Source organism: Bremerella cremea (genome assembly GCF_003335505.1).
Taxonomy (GTDB): Bacteria; Planctomycetota; Planctomycetia; order Pirellulales; family Pirellulaceae; genus Bremerella; species Bremerella cremea_A.
Genome location: NZ_QPEX01000010.1, coordinates 830763 through 850311 on the forward strand (window position 1 = coordinate 830763; position 19549 = coordinate 850311).

Here is a 19549-nt window from a genome sequence, read left to right on the forward strand (position 1 = left end):
TTTTACCCCGGCAAAATCGCCTCCAGGCGATCCTCCGCCCAGATCGTGAGCTTTTCGCGAAATATCTTCGCGTTGTGACGGACATCGACCGGAAAGTTGGGATGCAGCAGGAAATGTTCGATTCGTTGGGTGAGGGCGTTTTTATTGCCGATCTCGTGCAGTTCGTCTAGCAGCGTGTCGATTTCCTCAGGCGAATTCGGGTACTGTCCTGGCCACGGTTCGACGATCACCACCGGTATCTTGGCTCCCTCAGGCCCAATGCCCACCAGGGCGCTGCGGAAGATCTTTTCGTGCGTGTTAAAGATCGATTCGACTGGGATCGTGAACATCGGGCCCTCCGCCGTGATCACGCGATGCGATTTTCGCCCGCAGAACCAGAAGCGATCTTGCGAGTCGAGGTAGCCCACGTCCCCCATCCGATGCCAGACCGCGTCTCCATCGTGAATCTTGGCCAGGCGGGTCGCTTCTTCGCTGGTGGCGTAGCGTCGTGTGATCACGGGCCCGCGCACAATCAACTCGCCGATTTCGCCCTGGGGGAGGGGCTGAACCTGAGCGATCGATTCCAACGGTTCGTCCGAGATCGCAATCACTTGCCAATCGATCCCGCTGAAACGTGTTCCAACGCACGTTCCGCCCCCATCGCGAGAGCGTTCGATCGTTTCTCCCAGCACTTCACTGGCCGAAATCGACGCGACTGGTAACGCCTCGGTTGCTCCATAGGGAGTGTACATCTCGGCATTCGGGGCCGCCGTTTTCATCCTTTTCAGCACATGCGGCGGGACCGGCGCACCGGCCGATAGAACTCGCTTCAAACTCGGCATCCACAACCCTTCTCGCTCGCAGAACTGTCCGACCGCATTCCATACCGCAGGGGAGGCGAACGACTGGGTGGCCTGCCAATCGCCGACCGCTTCTAAGATGTTACGCGGGTCAACGGTCGCCGGGCGGCTGAAATCCATTTCCGGAATCACCGACGTCACCCCCATCGCGCTGTTGAACAGGCCAAACAGCGGAAAGCCTGGCACGTCGACTTCCCCCGGCTGAATCTCGTAACGCTCTTGGATGAACTGTACTTGGCGGCGAAACCCTTCGTGGCGAAATTCAACCCCTTTCGGTGGTCCTGTGCTGCCGGAAGTAAAGATGATCGCGGCTTGATCATCCGCTTTTGCTTCAAACGAACGAAAGTCCCCTACTTCGGTCCGCCGTAGTTCTTCCAGGGTAGCTCCTCCCCAAAACCAACGCCTGCCAGCGGTGACGTTGAACTGGGAATCCTGATAGCGACGGCCACACAGTTTCCGCACGGCATGCACGATAGGTATCGCCACGAAGCCTTGCGGTTTGACTTGATCGAGACAAGACAGGACGTTCTTCTTGCCCATGCCTGGGTCAATCAAGATGCTAACCGCCCCGACTTTAAACAGCGCGAAGACCAGCGAGACGAAATCGATCCCTGGTCGCACCATCAAAGCCAACCGCGTCCCTGGCCTAACCCCCATTTGTGCCAAGCCGGCGGCAACCTGGGTGCTATCTTCGGCAAGCCGCCGGAACGTGATCGTATCGTACAGCCGCTTGCCATCTTGGCCGCGTTTGCCAGGCACGGCGATTGCGACCTTGTCAGGACGTGTCTGTGCGACCTCGTCCAGCAAGAGCCCGACATTGAAGACAGGGTTGGTTAGCGTGTCCGACATGCAATCCTTTCCCTCACGTACTCAATCAACTTCGCGGCGATATCGACTTCACAGGCCGCCGATAGCCCTTTCCAACCGGGCACCGCGTTCACTTCCAGCAAGTACCAGCCCCCTTCGCCATCAGGCAGAAAGTCGAGCCCTGCGATCGAGAGGTCGAGCGTTCGCATAACGGCCTGGGCAATCTGGGCGACCTCGCCGGGGATGGTTTCTGCAGTGGCGGTTGCGCCGCGACTGAGATTGGTTCGCCAATTATCTGCTGAACTTCGCCGCATCCCCCACATTTGATCTCCCAGCACCATCACGCGTAAATCGTAACCAGGGTGCGGGACGAAACGTTGCAGATAGATAATCTGCCCCATCTGCTGGAGTGTCTTGAACACGCGGTGCCCCAGGTCCGGGTCGTCGACTCGCATGATCCCCCGCCCTTCTCCTCCGAAGATCGGTTTCACGACCACCGAAGGCCCCAGTTGCTCGAACGCAGCCACTGCGTCTTGCCACGTTTGACAGACATGCGTCTCTGGCATGCGAAAGCCAGCCTCGGCCAGCTTCGAGAGCGAAAGATACTTATCGATCGCCAGTTCCATCGACTTGGGGGGGTTGATCACCAGCACCCCTTGACGTTCGAGACCTGCCAAAGCATCCATCCGGAAGACGACTTGCTCTAGCGAACCAGGAGGCATCGAACGGACAATGATCGCCTCGACCTTTCCCGAAAGGAGCGTCTCGGCGCTGATTTTCTCAGGTCCGCCAATCCGCGACTGCAGCGCCGCAAAGTCGACTCGGGTAACGTCCGCCACCCCTTTCGCGGCGCGTTCTAAATCGTGGAAGTACCAGCTATCGTCATTGGCCAGCACTCCAATGCGGGGCGTTGTGTCGGTGCGATTCATGGAGAAGATCAACCTTGCCCAAACGAGGTCGCCAGCACGGCCAGGTTTCGCTCGCCGACAATCGTCGTCTGGCCGTCTAACAAGCTCACCAGACAAACTTCCGCCGGGCTAAAGAGCAGTGGGTCGATTTGGTAAAAGTCGAATTTGGCGTCACGCAAAATCTTCTCGAACGGCTGACCATACATCGCCGACGTGTTGCTGGGCAACTTCGCCCCCACTTCCTGCAAGCGATCAGTCGATTCCCGCACCCACAACGTGACACTTGCCCCGTACAAAATTGCGTCGTTGGTTCGCCCGATCCCCACCACATCGTCCGCAGCAACCGGCGGCAGCGGAGCCACCCCGTAGCCGCTGGCGATGGTCGTTAGATCGAAATCGAGTTCGTGCAGTTTGTGTAAACAGGTTTCGACGCTACGGGCCACCACTTGCACGTTGCCAGCGATACTGGCCGTACGTGCCGCTAACAGAAAGAGTTGCTCCGGTGCGACCTGACAATCGGTGGCAATTTTCTGGCAAATCTCGTCGGTCGGAAGCTGCGACGTTTCTAGCACCCCCACGGCCATGGGGGAGTTATCCGTCAGCCCCATTTCTCGGATGACCGGTTCTTTGCCCGCTTTCAGCCGCATAGGCCCCGAGCCCATCCCGAAGAAGTTCTCTCCTTTGATCTGCCAGCCAGCGTACTGGGCAGCCAAGCAAGCCAACCGTGGCTGATCGGTCCGCACCTGAACCGATGTGCGTGTCGCCGGGTAATCGCCGGGGACGAAATCAACCTTGGCCAGCCCTGCCAGGCAGATCTCGGCTAGTCGTCGCCCCGCTTCCAGGCCACCGAAGCCCGCGTGAACCCCCAGGTCGAGCAGATGCGTCCCGCCAGCAAGCTGAACCATTTTCGCATTGAAGTCGCCCGGCGAGGCGAGCATTGGCTCGACCAAGGTGTGGGCCCGTTGGTTCAATTCCAAGGTGTTCATCCTGTTATCTGCGAAGAGCGACGTTCGGGGACAAATGGCGTGCTTCTCTATCATCCCCGGGGCGGCAAAACGTTGCAATGACGGCCAACGAGGGCGGGCACAGTGCTATTGACGCTATTTGTGGCGGTCTCCTATACTCAGTCGCTTGTATCTAAGCATTTTACAGGAAACATTTTAGCGGTCATCGAATCGCGAATTACGTTTCCCCTACGGCCCCACTATCAAGCGTTGAAATAGCGATGAAGTCGGAACGACGGCACGAAATTCAAGAGAATTCCCTGGCCCATTTCCTCGAAGGGGCCTTCGAAGCTGCCAGACCGCACGCTGCGCTGGTTGGCGGTATCATCCTGGCCGTAGTGCTGGCTTACATTGCCTATGTGGTAGTGGCGCTGAACTCGTCAGGACCTATCCAAGACAAAGAATGGCAAGCGGTCTTTACCACGCTCGACCAATCTTTCCGCGTGGAAGATAACGACGTCGCCCAGAAGAAAGTCGCCGACGAGTTCGCCTCGATCGCCAAAGAATACGGCAAATCGCGGCCCGCTTTGTGGTCGGAATACTTCTACGGCCAACAAAGTTTAAGCCAAGCCAGCGACGTTGCTTTCAGCGACCCGAAGTCTGCCACAGCCGACCTGGACCGGGCTGTCCAAACCTTCCAAAAGGTTTACGACGAAACCGATTTGCCGGTCCTAAAGGTTAAAGCCCTGTGGAGCATGGCCGAAGCATACGAACTGCAAGCCACGCCAGAGTCGCTGGGCAAGGCCAAAGCCAACTTTGAAGAAATCACCAAAATCTGGCCCGACACCAACACCGCGAAGCTGGCCCAAGATCGGCTCGACCGCTTGAATAACCCTGATATCAGTGGCAAAGATGGCTTCTACGCTTGGTACCGCACGCAAGACTTCGCTGCCCATACCGCCGAAGCTGCCGCCAAAAACCGGTCTCCGCTAGATGGTGGCATTCCAGGTATGGACATGAACTTAGAAGCCCCCGCAGGCAGCCTGTTCGACAATCCTGGGACTGGTACTCCCGCGGCTGGCACGGGAATTCCTGGCCTTGGCTCCCCTGGGACCACCCCCCTGCCAGGCACCGAAACCGATACTCTCTTTACGCCAAGCTTGGACCTGGACGCCGCCGACGGCGAGAGCATGCCTCAGCCTTCCTCTTTCACCGAGAAAGAAGAAGCAGCAGCCAGCGAGAAGCCTGCTGACCAACCCATGAAGACGGAAGAGCCGGCCGAGCCCAAGGCAGAAACCCCAGCCGAACCGGCTAAACCAGCAGAGGAAGCTCCCAAGGCTGAAGTCCCGGCCAAGGAAGAACCCGCTAAAGAAGAGCCAGCCAAGGAAGAAGCTGCCCCAGAAAAGCCGGCAGCCGAAACGCCTGCGGAACCAGCCCCGGAAGAGCCGAAGACGGAAGAAAAACCAGCGGAAGGGGAACAAGCCCCAGCCGACCCGAAGTAGTCTTCTGCCGAGCGGCCAACAACTTTTGCAATCTCATCCGCATGGCTTATCCAGGCCATGCGTTTTTTGTTTTATATCAATCATTTCGCGGCTAAAGAGCAATCATGCGATACACGGTCGAAAGTGCGGACGCCGGTCAAAGGCTCGATCAGTTTCTGGCCCGTAAATTAAAGAAGGCCAGTCGAGCCCAAGTTCGCGAAGCGATCGACGCCGGCCAGATTACCGTCGACGGCCAACCGGCGAAACCTTCGCACAAGCTGCACGTGGACGAAGTGCTCGAGTTCCCCCAGATCGATGCCCGGGCGGAAGAGCAAACGCCGGAAGAGGTTGATCTCGACATCCTCTTTCAAGACGAACACTTAGCGGCCATCAACAAGCCTCCCGGGATGGTCACGCACCCAGCTAAAGGCCACTGGGACGGCACGCTTACAGCGGCATTAATCGCCAAGTTCCGCCAGCTAAGCGACATCGGCGGCAGTTCGCGGCCTGGGATCGTCCACCGCTTAGACCGCGACACAAGCGGCGTGCTGGTCATCGCCAAGAACAACGAAGCCCACGAAGAACTCTCGCGACAGTTCGCCGATCGCGAAACCGAAAAGGAATACTTTGCGATCGTGGCCAACTGCCCAGATCGCGACCGTGACATCATCAACGAACCGATCGGCCCTCATCCCCGGTATCGCGAACGGATGTCGATCGTACGGGACGATCCCGACGCCAAAGAGGCCCAAACGTTTTACGAAGTGGATGAACGCTTTGAAGGTTTCGCGGCGTTTCGTGTCTATCCTAAGACCGGTCGTACGCATCAGATCCGCGTCCACCTGGCCCACGTGCGGCATCCCGTTTTGTGTGATCGCATGTACGGCAACCGTGCTCGTATGACCGTTGGTGATATCGCTCGCAACGACGACGCCAGCGTGGTTCTCGCTCGCACCGCCCTGCATGCCCGGCGACTAAAGATCAAACATCCAGTGACCGGCGAACCACTTGAATTCGAAGCCCCAATCCCCGCCGACATCCTGGGAACGCTTGAATGCCTTCGCCAGTATCGCTCCGTCTAGCGATTGACTCATCCACAAAGATTGGGTGCCATGCTCTCGTCTTCGTGAGCATGCCTTTCCTGCTTTACATGCCGACGAAGACGACGGCATGGCACCCGAGCTTCGACCCATGCTTACGAAGACGTAAGCATGGCACCCAATTTGGGCGTCGGTTTGCTTAAGTTAGCTTTTCTCTGAGGGGAAAAGCAGTTGCATCATGTCAGGCGTGGCGACGGCCCGGGTGGTGTAGAACAGTTCGCCTGCTCCGTAGCCAGCAGTCGCCCCCAGGTAGATGGCCGCGCCGCGGACGCGATCGTAGATGTAATCTTTCGCCGGTGGGAATTGCGTTTGGTAGCAGCGAACGCTCTCGATTTTTCGTTCTAGCGTGTCGGTGATGTCATGCACAAAGCTGCCAGCCGCGTCGAGCTTGTTGATCGGCTCGAAGGCGATTTTGTAATACAGATGCCGACTAACCGTGTGGACCGGTAGCCCGTCGAAGTACTCGTCCCACTTCGTCAGACGCGAATAGAAAACGGCTGCGTCGGTGATTTGCATTGCCTGCCAATGATCGGGCGAAGCCATGGGCGTGCGGTCGCCAAACCCTAGCACCACCTTCGGGCGATGCTTGCGAAACTCCTTCGCCAGCAGCACGCGGGCCTCGAACGAGTCGAACAGCCGCCGATTGGGCAAGTCGAGCGTGATTCGCTTCTGTACGCCCAACACCTTGGCGGCCGCCATCGCCTCGGCCAGGCGAATATCTGGGCCAGGAGAATGAGGCGTCGGCTCGCCGTCGGTCAAGTCGATGATCGCCACCGAGTAACCCAAGTCCGAAAGCTTGGCCAACGTTCCACCGCAAGCGATTTCGACATCGTCGGGATGAGCCCCCACGGCGATCACGTCGTACTGTGGGTACTCTTTTTCTACGTCAACCATGAAAGCCTTCTTCTTCCCGCCCGGCAATCTGCCAGGCGGACATGAATCACAAGTTCGCTTACGATTTCTTTAACGGCTTCTTGCCACTAACCAGGAAGGTCGGGTTCGAGGCCTCGAAACGGTGGCGTTCCAACTGGTAAGTGGCGTGCGAGATATTCACCATCGTCACCTTGGCTGATTCCATGACGGTATCAAACAGTTGGTGAACGTCCGCCAGGTTCTCGATGCTGCTGATGTTGGCCACGATGCGTCCCCCTGGCTTCAAACGCTGCAAAGCTTGTTCGCAGATGCCGCGAATTTGTCGCCCGGTTCCACCGATGAAGATGCAATCAGGGTCAGGCAGCGTCGCCCAAGCTTCCGGGGCTTTGCCAAGTACCGCTTGGACGTTCTTCACGGCGAAGTTTTCGATGTTGGTGCGAATCAGCCCGTGATCTTCCGGGTCCATTTCGATGGCGTAGACCGCCCCCTTTTCGGCAATCATGCCGGCTTCGATCGAAACGCTACCACTTCCCGCGCCGACATCCCACACCACGCTCGAATCGCCGAGATCTAACAACGACAGCGCGATACAGCGGACTTCCATCGGCGTGAGCAAGCCACGCTTCGGCTTCGATTGACGGAAGACATCGTCCGGGTTGCCGAACTTCCGTTTGCCGACCAACGACATCGGCCGGTCAGGCACATCCGGCTTGCGGACCAAGATCATCACGTTCAGGGGGCCAAACGACTGCTCGGCGATTTCTTTCAGCTCGCCTTGGGTGACACATTCGTTGGGCGAGCCGAGGTTTTCGCAGACGTATGCGTGGAAGTAATCGAGGTCGTGCCCCAGCAGCGTTTTGGCGACTTCTTTGGGTGGAATCTCTTCGGTAGTGAACAGCCCGATCGCTTCCGAGATGCGCGCTGCCGCGATCACCGACTCGAGCGGTTGATTGGCCAGGTTCGCCAGGTGCGCGTCGTCCCAGCTTTCCTTGATGCGGGCAAACGCCAACTGCATGCTGCTGACGTGTGGAATGACCTGGAAACGATCTTTCCCCAGCTTATCGCACAGGTACTTCGACACGCCGTAGAAAAGCGGGTCGCCACTGGTCAGCAAGACGACGTTCTTGGCCTGATGCTTTTCCAAGGTCTCGACGATTTCGCCAAGATCGCCCCCGACGGGCACCTTCTCAGCGCTCAGCTTTTCGACGTGCCCCAAGACCTGAGGGTTACCGACGATGACCTGGGCGTCTCCCAGAATCCTGGTCGATTGGCTAGTCAGCCCCTCGAAACCGTCGTCACCAATTCCTACGATAAATATTTTCGGAGACGTGCTCACCGATTTTTCCATTACCAAGCGTCTGAAGTAGAAAAGACTTGCGTCGATTCTACGAGATGCGACGATCTCTGGAAAGTTCACCCACCTTCACTCCGAGATCTTCCCCTACGACTTATCTTGCCCCTTCGCTACGAGCCATCACCATGCCCACCGTCTGCGTCACTCCTTCGCACTTCCATTCGACCGAGCTCGAATATTATCAAATCCTCCAAAAAGCAGGCTTCGAGGTCCGTTTTATCGATTCCGAGAAGCACAATCTCCACGATCCGGCCACGCTGATTGCCCAACTGGGTGCTTGCGAAGCGGTTTTGGCCAACCCCGAGCCTTATTCAGCAGAGGTCCTTGCGAATTGCCAGGTTCGCGTGATTTCGCGAGCAGGTGTCGGTTTCGATGCCATCGACCTGAATGCGGCCACCGCCCACGGTATCGTAGTGACGCGCACCCCCGGCGTGCTTCATGAAGCAGTCGCCGAGCAGACTCTCGCGTTTCTCTTCGCCATCTCACGGAATGTGATGCAGCGCGATCGCGATGTTCGGACAGGGCATTGGCAACGCGCCGCACTGCCACGGCTGAAAGGGCAAACGTTGGGGCTCTTGGGGTTTGGCGTTATTGGACGCTGCCTAGCCGAAAAAGCCTTGGCTTTAGGCTTAAAAGTCATCGCTCACGATCCCGTAGCCAGTCCCCAGCCAGGCGTTCAGTTGGTTACCCTCGATCAATTATGGCACGAGTCCGACGTACTCAGTTTGCACGTTCCCTGCACGCCAGAAACCGCCCAGATCATTAATCAGAAAACCTTAGGTCAGCTGAAAAAAGGGGCTGTTCTAATTAATACGTCGCGCGGGGGCTTGGTCGATGAGGCTGCTTTGGCGGCGGCCCTGACCTCTGGGCACCTTGCCGCTGCCGGTCTCGATGTCTTCCAGGAAGAACCACCAAGACCGGAGAATCCCCTGTTAAAGCTAGATAACATCGTCCTGGCTCCCCATGTGGCAGGCCTCGATGTCGAATCGCTGCGCGACATGGCCAACATGGCCGCCGAGAACATTGTGGCGCTCTATCGTGGGAATTGGCCGGAAGGGAATGTGGTCAATCCTCAGATTCGCTCTGATTGGAAATGGCAGAATTAATATCTGCCTCCCCTTAAATACCAGCATCGCAACGATAGCGTGCTAGGTTTGAACATCCGGCGGCCCACAGTTGGTCCGTCAGGCCATCCCCCGGCTGGTGCCCCGCGACCGAGGGTTACACACATTGCGCAAACGCAATCCTTCTATCATGAGTCACTAGAGTAAAGGGAATTCCCATGTTTCGTCTCAACGCTTTGTTCTATCTGGCGATGTCTTTGGCATTTAGCATGCTCGCCATCACCCCGCTGGTTGCCTGTTCTCGCATTTTGTGGAACGACAACGGCCTGCTAGTTGCCAGTTCGCGAACGATGGACTGGCCGGAATCAACTCAGCCAACGCTGGTCGTCTTTCCTCGTGGTGTTTCGCATGACGGCGGCAAAATGGCCGGCGAGACGGTTGTTAACGAGAACCCTGCCATTTGGAAATCGAAATACGGCAGCGTGGTCACCACCCTTTATGGGCTTGGTACCGTGGACGGCCTGAATGAGAAAGGTCTGGCCGTGCATGCCCTTTACCTAACCGAAACCGATTACGGGAAACGCGATGCCAAACTGGAGGGCGTGCAAGCCTGCTTGTGGGCACAGTACCTGCTAGACAACGCCCAGAGCGTGGAAGAAGCATTGAAACTTAACGAGCAAATCCAAGTCGTGATGGTGACGGCCCATGGCTACCATGCCTCGCTGCACTTGGCCCTGGAAGATGCCAACGGCGACTCAGCTATCATCGAATACATCGACGGGGAACCAGTCGTTCATCATGGCAAAGATTACCGCGTGATGACCAACGACCCAGTCTACGACGAGCAGTTGGAGTTGCTCTCGAAGCTTAACTTCTCGCACCCCAGCAGCGACATGCCGCTGCCTGGCAATGTGAACCCTGCCGATCGTTTCCAACGGGCTTCGTACTTCCTGGAATTGCTGCCGAAGCCGGAAACGGAGCGTCAAGCGATTGCCGATGTGCTGGCGATTGCCCGGAACGTTTCGGTGCCATTCGGTGCTCCTTACAAGAACTTCGGCGTTTACAATACCGAATACCGCACGGCGAGCGACTTGACTAGCCGGCAGTACTTCTTTGAACTGACCACCAGCCCCAGTGTGATTTGGGTCGATCTGAAAAAGATGGACCTATCGCCAGGAGCCAGCGTGCTGCAGTTGAACCCATACGACTTTAGCCTCGACTTAAACGGCAACGTCGACAACAAGTTCACGAAGCTGACCAAAGCTCCGTTCTAAGGCGTTTGGTCCAACCAACCACAAGAAACGAAGAACGCCCCGGCATACCGCTGGGGCGTTTCTTTTTGGTCTTCAACGAATCCGAAGTCTTCCTGCTGAAGGGCTTTCCAAAAAAGCCAAACTAAGCTTGGAACGACTGACCGCAACCACAGCTACGGGTTGCATTCGGGTTGTTGAAGGCGAAGCCGCGACGATCGATTCCGTCGTAGAAGTCGACTGTGGTACCATCGAGGTACAGGGCGTGCTTCTTGTCGACAACGACCTGAATGCCGTGATAGTCGTACTTCGTGTCCTTTTCGTCGTCGAAATCTTGGGTCAGCGTCAAGCTGTACGAGAAACCGCTACAACCGCCGGCGGTAATGCCGATCCGCAGCTTGGTGTCGCTTTCGTGTTTCTGGTCATCCAAGATTCGCTTGACTTCGTCCGCCGCTTTTTCGGTGATGACGACTGCCATGTTTCGTACACTCCAAACGTTGAATTAACGCAAAATTGCTTGTGTTTATTATTATCGATGCCCAGCAGCGGGGAAAGGGTGCAAAAAAAGTTCGTTTTGCCCCGAATCCGCCTCAATCGCTAGTTTAGACCGAAAATCGGCTGGGAAGTGGGCTTAAGAGCCACTTGTTCCCTCACCGCGGCCCTCTCCCCTGGGGGGCAAGACAACGGAACTGTCTAGGCGATTAGCTTTCTTAATTTATCGACCGCCGTGGCAACGACGTCAACCGCGATCTCAACTTCCTCGGCTGTGTTGAAACGTCCCAGGCCAAAGCGGAGGCTGCTGCGGGTTAAATCTTCCGATAGGCCCATTGCCAGTAACACGTGGCTCGGCTGAGGGTTAGCGGAAGTGCAGGCCGAACCGCTCGAAACGGCGATTTCGCGAACGTTCATCATCAACGCCTCGCCATCGACCTGCTCGACGGCGAAATTCAAATTACCGGCCAGGCGAGCCTCGGTACGTGCTAATTCTGGCCCATTGAGGTGCAGCCCAGCAATTCGCTCGTTGAGACCGTTCCAAAGTTTCTCGCGCAGTTGGCGCAAGCGAGCCGACTCGTCGTCCATCTCAGCCACGCTCAGGCGGACGGCTTCAGCTAGGCCGACGATACCGGTCACGTTGAGCGTCCCACTGCGAATGCCGCGCTGTTGGCCGCCACCGAAGATGCTGGGCTGCAATCGCACGCGTGGCTCCTTCTTCCGCACGTACAGCCCGCCACTTCCTTTCGGCCCGTAGATTTTGTGCGCCGAGAAGCTCATCAGGTCGACACCTAGCTGCTGCACATCGACCGGAATCTTGCCGACGGCCTGGGTCGCGTCGCAGTGCAAGAGGACACCATGCTGTTTGCAGATACGCCCGATCTCGGCCAGCGGCTGGATCACCCCAATTTCGTTGTTCGCCAGCATGATCGAAACCAGCGCCGTATCCGGCCGTATGGCCTCGGCAACTTGCTCGACATCGAGTTGCCCTGCCAACGGATCGCCTGCGGCACGTGGCACGAGGCGGGTCACGGCGTAACCGCGTTGCTCGAATTGTTCGAGTGGGTCGAGCACCGCTTTGTGCTCGGTGGTAACCGTCACCACATGATCGCCGCGCCGCCGACGCTGCGTCAGGACGCCGCCGATCGCCAGATTGTTGCTTTCCGTCGCTCCGCTGGTGAAGACAATCTCTTGCGTTTCTGCTCCGATCGCGGTGGCAATCGTCTGCTGCGACCGCTCGACCAATTCTTTGGCCGCTTCGCCGAACAGATGCCCCACACTGGCAGGATTACCGTACGTCTGGGTAAACGTCGGCAGCATCACTTCAACAACCCGAGGGTCGACCTGTGTGGTGGCGTGGTTGTCGAAATAGATGGGAGGCATGGAAAAACCTAACTGCACACCGGGAGGTTTCCGGCAGGGGAAACCGTCCTTGTGTTGTCCCTAAATCGAAAGTCAGGGCGTCATGCCGTTGTCTTCAGCGGCTTTTTTCGCAGCTTCGCATGCTCACGCAGACGTGAGCATGGCACCCCAGATTCTTTACTGAGCCTCGGCAGCTTGGGCTGGTTTATTCGCCATAGATCGCTTGCAGGCACATGCTCGACCAGGTTTCGAATTCTTCCAGGCGAGTCAGCATATCGCTGACTGGGCGGAAGCCAGCGTCGAGGATGTCTTCTTCGTTGGGCAGCACTTCCGGACGTTCGATCTTGCAGAGGTAAACCACGCCCAAATGCACGCGGCCCACTTCGCTCTCGTCGTCGTTGATCAGCCCAGCACAGGTCATAATGTGCGGGGCGCTGAAAGTGACCTCTTCCGCCAGTTCGCGCCGCATGCCCTCTTGGAAGGGATCTTCCGTGTTGCCGGGGGCGTCGTCGGAAGAGACGTGCCCGCCGATGCCAACACTTCGCTTACTGTGCAGGCGAGCTTCCCCCTGCCCTTTTCCCCGGACGTACTGAAAAACATGCTTGGTCCCTTGATCGTCTTGATATTCAAAGATGACATAGGGAATGAGCTGCTTGAACTCGGGCGATTGCTCCATGAGATCGCGCGGGCGAAAGCTCATTTGCTGCGGTGTGAGCAGTTGATCTAAGTAATGGTCGACTTTATCGCAAAAGCCCTGAAACTTGCCAATCTCGTGGAATTTCTCGGTTGGCACAACCAAAACTTGCTCAACTTCTGCCACACTCATGTGTATCCCTTCCATGCGGGGGTTTGTTTGCAAAATACGCTACCGAGACATAATAGCGAATTGCTAGCAGCAGGGCGACCACCTCCTCTGGCGTTCCCGACCGATCGGCTACAGAATCAACATCGCATCGCCGTAACTATAGAAGCGGTACTCTTCATTAATCGCTTCACGGTAGGCCTGGCGAATCAGTTCGTCCCCACCAAAAGTTCGCACCAAGATCAACAGCGTTGACTTCGGCAGGTGAAAATTGGTGAGCAAGACGTCGACTGCTTTAAACTCGTATGGCGGGCGAATGAAGAGGTTCGTCTTGCCGCTCCATGGTTTCAGCGTGCCGTCGGCTGCGGCCGTTTCCAGCACGCGGGTCGCGGTTGTTCCCACTGAAACCACCCGACCACCCTTGGCTTTCACGGCGGCCAGCTTATCAACGGTTTCCTGCGTGATTTCGCCATATTCGTAGTGCATATCGTGCTGTTCGATGTCGTCGACACCGATCGGGCGAAACGTTCCCATGCCGACGTGCAGCGTGACAAATTGCCGCTCGACTCCTTGGGCAGCCATTTTGTTCAGTAGTTCGTGCGTGAAGTGCAAGCCAGCGGTGGGGGCGGCTACGGCGCCAGGGTTTTCGGCGAAGACGGTTTGGTATTGCTTCCAGTCTTCCGGCATCATCTCGCCACCGCGGATATAGTTCGGCAAGGGAACACGGCCAACACGTTCGAGGATATCAAACGGCGACTCTTCGCTCAGCGGCTTCACCGCCCACTGGCCACCCCCCAGGTTAGCCAATAGTTCGAGTTCGACATCTTCGAGGGCTTCGCGGTTTTCCAGCACAACACGCTCGCCAGGCTGGATTTTGCCACGCGTCTTGGCCAGGATAAGCCAATTGCCGTTGGCATCGGTTTCGATGAACAACCCTTGCCAGCGTCCGCCAGTCATCGACCGTCGCCCCATCAGGCGGGCCGGGACGACTTTGGTGTTGTTCAACACCAAGCAATCGCCAGCCCCGAGCAACTCGGGCAGATCGCGAATGTGCTGATGCGAGATTTCCTGCGTCTGACGATTAACGACCAGCAGCCGCGAATCGCTCCTTTTTTCCAAAGGTTGCTGCGCAATCAAATCGGAAGGAAGATGGTAGTCGTACTGGTCGATATTGGTCATAGAACTCCCGAAGCCGTTTTGAATTCTTCCCGGAAAACGCCACTCCGTCGCGTCGTCCAAAGTTGAGTATATGAGCAAGGGCCAGAATTCGCCTAGGCCCACACCGTTTTCGTATCTAAAACCGACATGCGTGAAGCCCCGCTAGCCGTGCCTCAAAAAATCGTGATCGTCACGACCGAACTCGGTGTAGGTGGGGCCGAACGCTGCGTGGCGAACCTGGCCTGCCGCTTGAACCCCGAAAAATATCAGGTTCAAGTCGTCGCCCTGGCAGCCCCGCCAGAGCCGCCCCGCGACGGCCTGGTGCGCCAGCTGCGCGAGGCAGGCATTGAACTCACGTTTTTAAACTGCCGCCGCAGCCGGCAACTATTTTCGGCCGTCTCGCAGCTGCGCAGCATCGTGCAAGAAACCGATCCAGCGATCGTGTGGAGCTTTCTGTTTCATGCCAACGTCGTCGCAAAGCTCGCCACACGGGGACTCGCTTTGCGGCGTCTACAATCGCTACGCGTGATCGAACAAGGCTGGTGGCGTCGAAAGCTGCAAGCTTGGGCTGCGGCCAAGGCAGATCGTGTCTTGTGTGTCAGCGAAGGGGTTAAGGTCTTTGCCGAACAAACGCTGAAACTGCCTATCCAGCAGTTAGAGATCATTCCGAATGGAATCGATCTGAGCGAGATTCGCCCTAAGGCGTATTGGGAGCCCGAAAAGCGCGCCTACCGCATTCTGGCAATCGGTCGGCTGGAACCCCAAAAAGGATTCGATTGGCTCATCCGCTGCCTGGGACCGCTGCTAAAGGAGAAGCCAGAATGGGAGCTGGTCATTCTGGGGGATGGCTCGCTGCGAGATGAATTAGCCACCCAAATCCGAACCGAAGGCCTAGAAAAATCGGTTCGTCTTCCTGGCTGGAGTATGGACCTGGAGGGCTGGTATTTCCAAAGCGAAATCTATGCCCTCAGTTCCCGCTGGGAAGGCATGCCCAACACGTTGCTGGAAGCGATGGCCCATGGTCTTCCGGTGATTGCCACCAACGTGGAAGGGGTCCGCGAACTGCTACCAGATCAGCTCGCCCAGCAGACCATCACGCACGAAAACGTCTCGCAAGCGACGTCTTTGCTACGGCAACTGATGGAAAAACCAGCCCTTCGCCAGGAATTAGGCGAGGCCAATCGCCAACAGATCCAACAGCACTTCTCGCTCGACCAGATGGTAGCGCGTTACGAGGCCCTGCTCGACGCCGTTCTCTCGATTCCGCAGCAGCACAGCTAGCACTGCCATTTCCAAGTGAAATAAAAACTTTTTCTAATCAGGGGAAGATGCGTAACCCTTGCAATCCATAACCCTTAACGACGCTAGCAAATTTCGCTAGCACATTTTTCGTGGCGTTTTCCGGATTGACGAAAAATGCCTGCCGAATATCTTCTAGCACATGCTCATTGAGCGAGACCAACTACTCACTTGTTACTCAACAACATTTGCCTAACTAACAAATACTTTGTGAGAATCTCAAGCTTGTCCCGTAAGTTGGACGCACCCCAATTAGGCCACTATTGGGAATCCGTGCGGCAACGCCTTTTCAAAGATTGAGAGGGGTCGGGCTGGCAGTGTGAAGTCGCTAGTGCAGCGGTGACTTCACCAGATCCGTCGGTCGGAGCACGGACGCACCACGACGGATTTTTTCGTTCTCTGCCCTGCCCTCACCGGGAAAGCTCTAGTAAGCTGAAGTTTTTCTGCTCCTTTTCCGCTGCATGTAAGCATGGCTCCTCCGACCATTCACGTTCCCGTTCTGCCTGCCGAGGTACTTCATTGGCTCGATCCTCAGCCAGGCAAACTACTCGTTGACGGCACCTTAGGTGGCGGCGGACATACCCGCATGATGGCCGAACGCGTTGGTGAAGAAGGGTGCGTCATCTCGGTAGATCGCGATGTCATCGCCCTGGAGCGAGCCGAACAAACGCTGGCGGGCTTGCCTGTGAAGATCGCCCATGCCAACTTCGTTGAAATTCCTAAAATTCTTGATTCGCTAGGAATTGATAAGGTTGACGGAATTTTGCTCGACCTCGGTCTTTCCAGCGATCAGTTGGCCGACGACGAACGTGGTTTCAGCTTCGATTCGGAAGGCCCGCTCGATTTGCGTTTTGATGCCCGCGACAAAAAAACGGCCGCCGATCTGGTCAATCATCTGCAGGAAAAAGACCTGGCCGATCTGATCTATCAAAACGGCGAGGAACGTCTCAGTCGCCGGATCGCCAGAAAGATATGCCTCGTGCGAAAGGAAACCCCTTTCCTCACAGCGAAGCAGTTAGCCGATGTGATTTGCAGTTGTTACCCTCATTCCGCTGGCAGTGGCCGGGGACGGATCCACCCGGCAACCCGCACATTTCAAGCGCTGCGGATCGCGGTGAACCGCGAACTTTCGTCACTGGAAACGGCGCTCGACAACCTGCCCGATCGTCTCAAACCAGGCGGACGACTGGCCATCATCAGCTTTCACTCGCTGGAAGATCGCCCCGTAAAACAAGCTTTTCTAGACGACCCACGTTTAAACCGGCTGACGAAAAAACCGGTGATCGCCGGCGACGAAGAAATCGCCATCAACCCCCGTAGTCGAACTGCCAAGCTGCGAGTTGCTGAGCGTGTTGCTTAGCAGTCGTTCCGCCTTAGTGCTTCCGTTTGTTACGAATATTTCGCGGCCCAGCCCGGCCAATGTAACGAGGCCGAACTTCTTCAGGCTGGGGCGAAGCGGTTAGGGCGGCACGATCCTCCTTCGCAATCGCCTCCTCCGCAGCGTCTGCGCCTACCGGTGCGATGTTCACGTTTTGGTGGGCATCTGTTTCCGATGCCGCAGGCAACGACGAGGGCCTGGCTTCCGAGGGCTTGGCTGACTTAGCCGCAGACTTCGGAGCGTCGCGTTCTTTCTCCTCTTTCAGAATCACCTTCAGCATGGCCTGCACCATCCGCACCGCTTGCAGCCGCAAGTTCAACGGCGCGGTCAGATCGAGAGCGATTTGCTTAGGAACTTCGAGCGCGGCTTGCCAATGCTCGGCAGTGAGAACATAACAACTCATGACCCATTTCCTTTCTCGTTAGGTGCGGCGGCACGCACCGAAACCTGCGATTGCCTTTTACTTCAGCCTCACACAACTGCGGCGAGCCAAACGATGTGCCAAGCAGGTAAATCCAAAAGCCCAACCACCCGGCCAGAAACATGCACATATGTATATCACACCCATGTACACAAACGGCCCCAATACGACCGTTTTTCCTGCCGGATCAAATCGCTAAGTAGCCATCTTGCCAAGAGTTGCAACAAGAAGAAAGTTTTTCACGGCTCACAATTCCCAACCGAAATCGCTAGGTCAAAAAACGAAAAAAGGCGACGTCAGTTCAAAACCAACGTCGCCTAAATTTCTTATGTCATGAAGACTTAAAGTGAGATTGCTGGGGCTCGAACCCAGGACCTACGGATTAAAAGTCCGTTGCTCTACCGACTGAGCTACAATCTCGCTTGGGAAGGGAACCAGTTTCGGGCGTAGGGGGCGAATTGTCAAGGGGGCCGTTTTGGGCTCGGTTGACGTAAGTCGCTATGGAATGCTGTTTTGCTGCAAAAAGGACTTCACTTGCTTTACCTACAAGACGGCTGTCCTGGGGGAAAGTTCACCAGAAAATTGGCGGCAGGCCGTTTCGAGAGGGCTTTCAATCGGCTGCTAGGCCAGGATGTCGTGCAGGATGTGGCCGTGGACGTCGGTCAATCGCATGTCGCGGCCACTAAAGCGGAACGTGAGGCGTTTGTGGTCGACGCCCAGCAAGTGCAGGATGGTGGCGTGCAGGTCGTGGATCTCGACTCGGTTCTCGATCACCTTGTACCCGAACTCGTCCGTCTGACCGTAGACGCTGCCTCCCTTTACGCCGCCGCCGGCCAACCACATGCTGAAGCCGAACGGATTATGATCGCGTCCATCTTTACCCTGGGCGAACGGCGTTCGCCCGAATTCGCCTCCCCAAACCACTAAGGTCGAATCGAGCATGCCGCGACGTTTCAAGTCGGCCAATAGCGCGGCGATCGGCTGATCGACGGCCAGGCAGTTCTTTTCGTGCCCGTCTTTCAAGTTGCTATGCTGGTCCCAGCGATCGTGCCCAACATTCGGCACCGTTAGCTCGACGAACCGTACGCCCCGCTCGACCAGTCGCCGCGAGATCAGGCATAAGCGGCCAAAGGTCTGCGTATGCTCGAAGGAATGGTTCAAGCCGTATTCCTCGAGTGTGCCTGGTGTTTCGTCGCTAAGGTCCATTAAGTCTGGCACGGCCGATTGCATGCGAAAGGCAAGTTCGTAATTGGCAATCGCCGATTCGATTTGATCGTTGCGGCCCACCTTGTCGAGCGTGAGCTGGTCGAGCTTATCGAGCAGGTTCAACTTGCTCCGCTGGGCAGCGGGGCTCTTATCAAGCGACTTGATATTGGCCACCGGCGTTTCGCTGGCGGCGAAGATCGAACCTTGGAAGGCGGCCGGCAGGAAGCCGCTGTTGAAGTTGTCGAGGCCGCCTGGCGGAATCAGGCCGCCGTTCAGCACGACGAAGCCAGGCAGGTTGTCGTTTTCGCTGCCCAATCCGTAGGTGGTCCAAGCACCCATGCTCGGCCTTCCTTGCAAGCCGCTGCCGGTATGCAGGAAGTAGTTGGCGTTTGTATGCTCCGAGAAATTGGAGGTCATCGAACGAATCACAGCCAGATCGTCGACGTGCTTGGCCACGTGGGGAAAGAGGTCACTAACCGGTATTCCACTTTCGCCGTACTGTTTGAACTTCCACGGACTGGCCAGCGTGCCACCCAGATTGTTGAACTGGGTGGGCTCCGTTTCTGCTGGGAAGGGCTGGCCATCGTACTTGTTCAAAAGGGGCTTAGGGTCAAAGGTGTCGACCTGCGACGGACCACCGTCCATGTACAGAAAGATAACGCTTTTGACTTGGGGGCTGGCATGGGGCGAACCGAGCAGCCCCAAATTGTCGGCAGCGGCGACGTCGCGTTGCAGCATCCAATTCAAAGCCAACGCACCGAAACCGCACGCAGCGTCTGTGAGAAGTTGACGGCGAGTGAGGCGACCGGCT

At 56.8% G+C, this 19549-nt stretch carries 17 protein-coding genes and 1 tRNA gene; 6 read left to right on the top strand and 12 right to left on the bottom strand.

Features of this window, described 5'->3' with window-relative positions; all coding sequences use genetic code 11:
• Positions 1 to 2 precede the first annotated feature (2 nt).
• Genes DTL42_RS04415 through mch form a run of 3 tightly spaced genes read right to left on the bottom strand, consistent with a single transcriptional unit; the run spans position 3 to position 3540 of the window.
• Positions 3 to 1688 (bottom strand): fatty acid CoA ligase family protein, encoded by a 1686-nt coding sequence (locus DTL42_RS04415; protein WP_114367462.1) that lies wholly within the window; start codon positions 1686 to 1688, stop codon positions 3 to 5.
• The gene (locus tag DTL42_RS04420; RefSeq protein ID WP_147274161.1) at positions 1673 to 2575 is read right to left on the bottom strand and encodes an ATP-grasp domain-containing protein; all 903 of its coding nucleotides are present in this window, start codon (positions 2573 to 2575) and stop codon (positions 1673 to 1675) included. The genes DTL42_RS04415 and DTL42_RS04420 overlap by 16 nt, the downstream gene beginning before the upstream one ends.
• Before the next feature lie 8 nt (positions 2576 to 2583).
• Entirely contained in the window at positions 2584 to 3540 is a 957-nt protein-coding gene (gene mch / locus DTL42_RS04425) for a methenyltetrahydromethanopterin cyclohydrolase (protein WP_114367464.1), read from the bottom strand.
• Between the two features lie 239 nt (positions 3541 to 3779).
• On the opposite strand from mch, the gene DTL42_RS04430 reads away from it, so the two are divergent.
• Positions 3780 to 5000 carry a hypothetical protein gene (locus tag DTL42_RS04430; protein ID WP_114367465.1) on the top strand — a complete coding sequence of 407 codons (1221 nt, stop codon included), beginning with the start codon at positions 3780 to 3782 and terminating at the stop codon, positions 4998 to 5000.
• Positions 5001 to 5104: 104 nt separating this feature from the next.
• Positions 5105 to 6061, top strand: a complete 957-nt coding sequence (locus tag DTL42_RS04435) for an RluA family pseudouridine synthase (protein WP_114367466.1) — start codon at positions 5105 to 5107, stop codon at positions 6059 to 6061.
• Between the two features lie 162 nt (positions 6062 to 6223).
• On the opposite strand, the gene DTL42_RS04440 is transcribed toward DTL42_RS04435, so the two are convergent.
• On the bottom strand, positions 6224 to 6973 hold the full coding sequence (locus DTL42_RS04440; RefSeq protein WP_114367467.1) for a PIG-L family deacetylase: 750 nt from the start codon (positions 6971 to 6973) through the stop codon (positions 6224 to 6226).
• A gap of 58 nt (positions 6974 to 7031) precedes the next feature.
• Positions 7032 to 8288, bottom strand: coding sequence for a precorrin-6y C5,15-methyltransferase (decarboxylating) subunit CbiE (gene cbiE, locus DTL42_RS04445; protein ID WP_234824067.1), 1257 nt, complete (start codon positions 8286 to 8288; stop codon positions 7032 to 7034).
• A 143-nt stretch (positions 8289 to 8431) separates the two neighbouring features.
• Here cbiE and DTL42_RS04450 point away from each other — a divergent pair, with 143 nt between their 5' ends.
• Both DTL42_RS04450 and DTL42_RS04455 read left to right on the top strand, forming a co-directional pair.
• Positions 8432 to 9412, top strand: a complete 981-nt coding sequence (locus DTL42_RS04450; protein WP_114367469.1) for a phosphoglycerate dehydrogenase — start codon at positions 8432 to 8434, stop codon at positions 9410 to 9412.
• 176 nt (positions 9413 to 9588) lie between these two features.
• On the top strand, positions 9589 to 10644 hold the full coding sequence (locus tag DTL42_RS04455; RefSeq protein ID WP_114367470.1) for a linear amide C-N hydrolase: 1056 nt from the start codon (positions 9589 to 9591) through the stop codon (positions 10642 to 10644).
• Between the two features lie 121 nt (positions 10645 to 10765).
• On the opposite strand, the gene DTL42_RS04460 is transcribed toward DTL42_RS04455, so the two are convergent.
• The 4 genes from DTL42_RS04460 to queA form a co-directional block, all read right to left on the bottom strand.
• The gene (locus DTL42_RS04460) at positions 10766 to 11098 is read right to left on the bottom strand and encodes a HesB/IscA family protein (protein ID WP_114367471.1); all 333 of its coding nucleotides are present in this window, start codon (positions 11096 to 11098) and stop codon (positions 10766 to 10768) included.
• A 215-nt stretch (positions 11099 to 11313) separates the two neighbouring features.
• A complete protein-coding gene (locus DTL42_RS04465; RefSeq protein WP_114367472.1) occupies positions 11314 to 12495 on the bottom strand; it encodes a cysteine desulfurase family protein in 1182 nt (393 codons plus the stop codon).
• 184 nt (positions 12496 to 12679) lie between these two features.
• Positions 12680 to 13300, bottom strand: a complete 621-nt coding sequence (locus tag DTL42_RS04470; protein WP_114367473.1) for a phosphoesterase — start codon at positions 13298 to 13300, stop codon at positions 12680 to 12682.
• Between the two features lie 108 nt (positions 13301 to 13408).
• Positions 13409 to 14455 carry a tRNA preQ1(34) S-adenosylmethionine ribosyltransferase-isomerase QueA gene (gene queA, locus DTL42_RS04475; RefSeq protein WP_114367474.1) on the bottom strand — a complete coding sequence of 349 codons (1047 nt, stop codon included), beginning with the start codon at positions 14453 to 14455 and terminating at the stop codon, positions 13409 to 13411.
• Between the two features lie 126 nt (positions 14456 to 14581).
• Between queA and DTL42_RS04480 the strand changes: the two genes are divergently transcribed.
• Entirely contained in the window at positions 14582 to 15715 is a 1134-nt protein-coding gene (locus DTL42_RS04480; protein WP_114367475.1) for a glycosyltransferase, read from the top strand.
• Between the two features lie 487 nt (positions 15716 to 16202).
• Entirely contained in the window at positions 16203 to 17093 is an 891-nt protein-coding gene (gene rsmH / locus DTL42_RS04485; RefSeq protein WP_114367476.1) for a 16S rRNA (cytosine(1402)-N(4))-methyltransferase RsmH, read from the top strand.
• Between the two features lie 13 nt (positions 17094 to 17106).
• On the opposite strand, the gene DTL42_RS04490 is transcribed toward rsmH, so the two are convergent.
• The 3 genes from DTL42_RS04490 to DTL42_RS04500 all read right to left on the bottom strand — a co-directional run bounded on the left by DTL42_RS04490 (position 17107) and on the right by DTL42_RS04500 (position 19476).
• A complete protein-coding gene (locus DTL42_RS04490; protein ID WP_114367477.1) occupies positions 17107 to 17514 on the bottom strand; it encodes a hypothetical protein in 408 nt (135 codons plus the stop codon).
• 365 nt (positions 17515 to 17879) lie between these two features.
• Positions 17880 to 17952 (bottom strand) — tRNA-Lys (locus DTL42_RS04495).
• Between the two features lie 201 nt (positions 17953 to 18153).
• Entirely contained in the window at positions 18154 to 19476 is a 1323-nt protein-coding gene (locus DTL42_RS04500; RefSeq protein ID WP_114367999.1) for a DUF1501 domain-containing protein, read from the bottom strand.
• Between the last annotated feature and the right edge of the window lie 73 nt (positions 19477 to 19549).

Coding starts and splice junctions, on each gene's coding strand:
- DTL42_RS04460 (WP_114367471.1), bottom strand. CDS start 11,098: ATGGCAGTCGTCATCACCGAAAAAGCGGCGGACGAAGTCAAGCGAATC.
- DTL42_RS04455 (WP_114367470.1), top strand. CDS start 9,589: ATGTTTCGTCTCAACGCTTTGTTCTATCTGGCGATGTCTTTGGCATTT.
- rsmH (WP_114367476.1), top strand. CDS start 16,203: ATGGCTCCTCCGACCATTCACGTTCCCGTTCTGCCTGCCGAGGTACTT.
- DTL42_RS04500 (WP_114367999.1), bottom strand. CDS start 19,476: ATGCTGCAACGCGACGTCGCCGCTGCCGACAATTTGGGGCTGCTCGGT.
- DTL42_RS04450 (WP_114367469.1), top strand. CDS start 8,432: ATGCCCACCGTCTGCGTCACTCCTTCGCACTTCCATTCGACCGAGCTC.
- DTL42_RS04465 (WP_114367472.1), bottom strand. CDS start 12,495: ATGCCTCCCATCTATTTCGACAACCACGCCACCACACAGGTCGACCCT.
- DTL42_RS04490 (WP_114367477.1), bottom strand. CDS start 17,514: ATGAGTTGTTATGTTCTCACTGCCGAGCATTGGCAAGCCGCGCTCGAA.
- DTL42_RS04470 (WP_114367473.1), bottom strand. CDS start 13,300: ATGAGTGTGGCAGAAGTTGAGCAAGTTTTGGTTGTGCCAACCGAGAAA.
- DTL42_RS04435 (WP_114367466.1), top strand. CDS start 5,105: ATGCGATACACGGTCGAAAGTGCGGACGCCGGTCAAAGGCTCGATCAG.
- queA (WP_114367474.1), bottom strand. CDS start 14,455: ATGACCAATATCGACCAGTACGACTACCATCTTCCTTCCGATTTGATT.
- DTL42_RS04480 (WP_114367475.1), top strand. CDS start 14,582: ATGCGTGAAGCCCCGCTAGCCGTGCCTCAAAAAATCGTGATCGTCACG.
- DTL42_RS04440 (WP_114367467.1), bottom strand. CDS start 6,973: ATGGTTGACGTAGAAAAAGAGTACCCACAGTACGACGTGATCGCCGTG.
- mch (WP_114367464.1), bottom strand. CDS start 3,540: ATGAACACCTTGGAATTGAACCAACGGGCCCACACCTTGGTCGAGCCA.
- DTL42_RS04430 (WP_114367465.1), top strand. CDS start 3,780: ATGAAGTCGGAACGACGGCACGAAATTCAAGAGAATTCCCTGGCCCAT.
- DTL42_RS04420 (WP_147274161.1), bottom strand. CDS start 2,575: ATGAATCGCACCGACACAACGCCCCGCATTGGAGTGCTGGCCAATGAC.
- DTL42_RS04415 (WP_114367462.1), bottom strand. CDS start 1,688: ATGTCGGACACGCTAACCAACCCTGTCTTCAATGTCGGGCTCTTGCTG.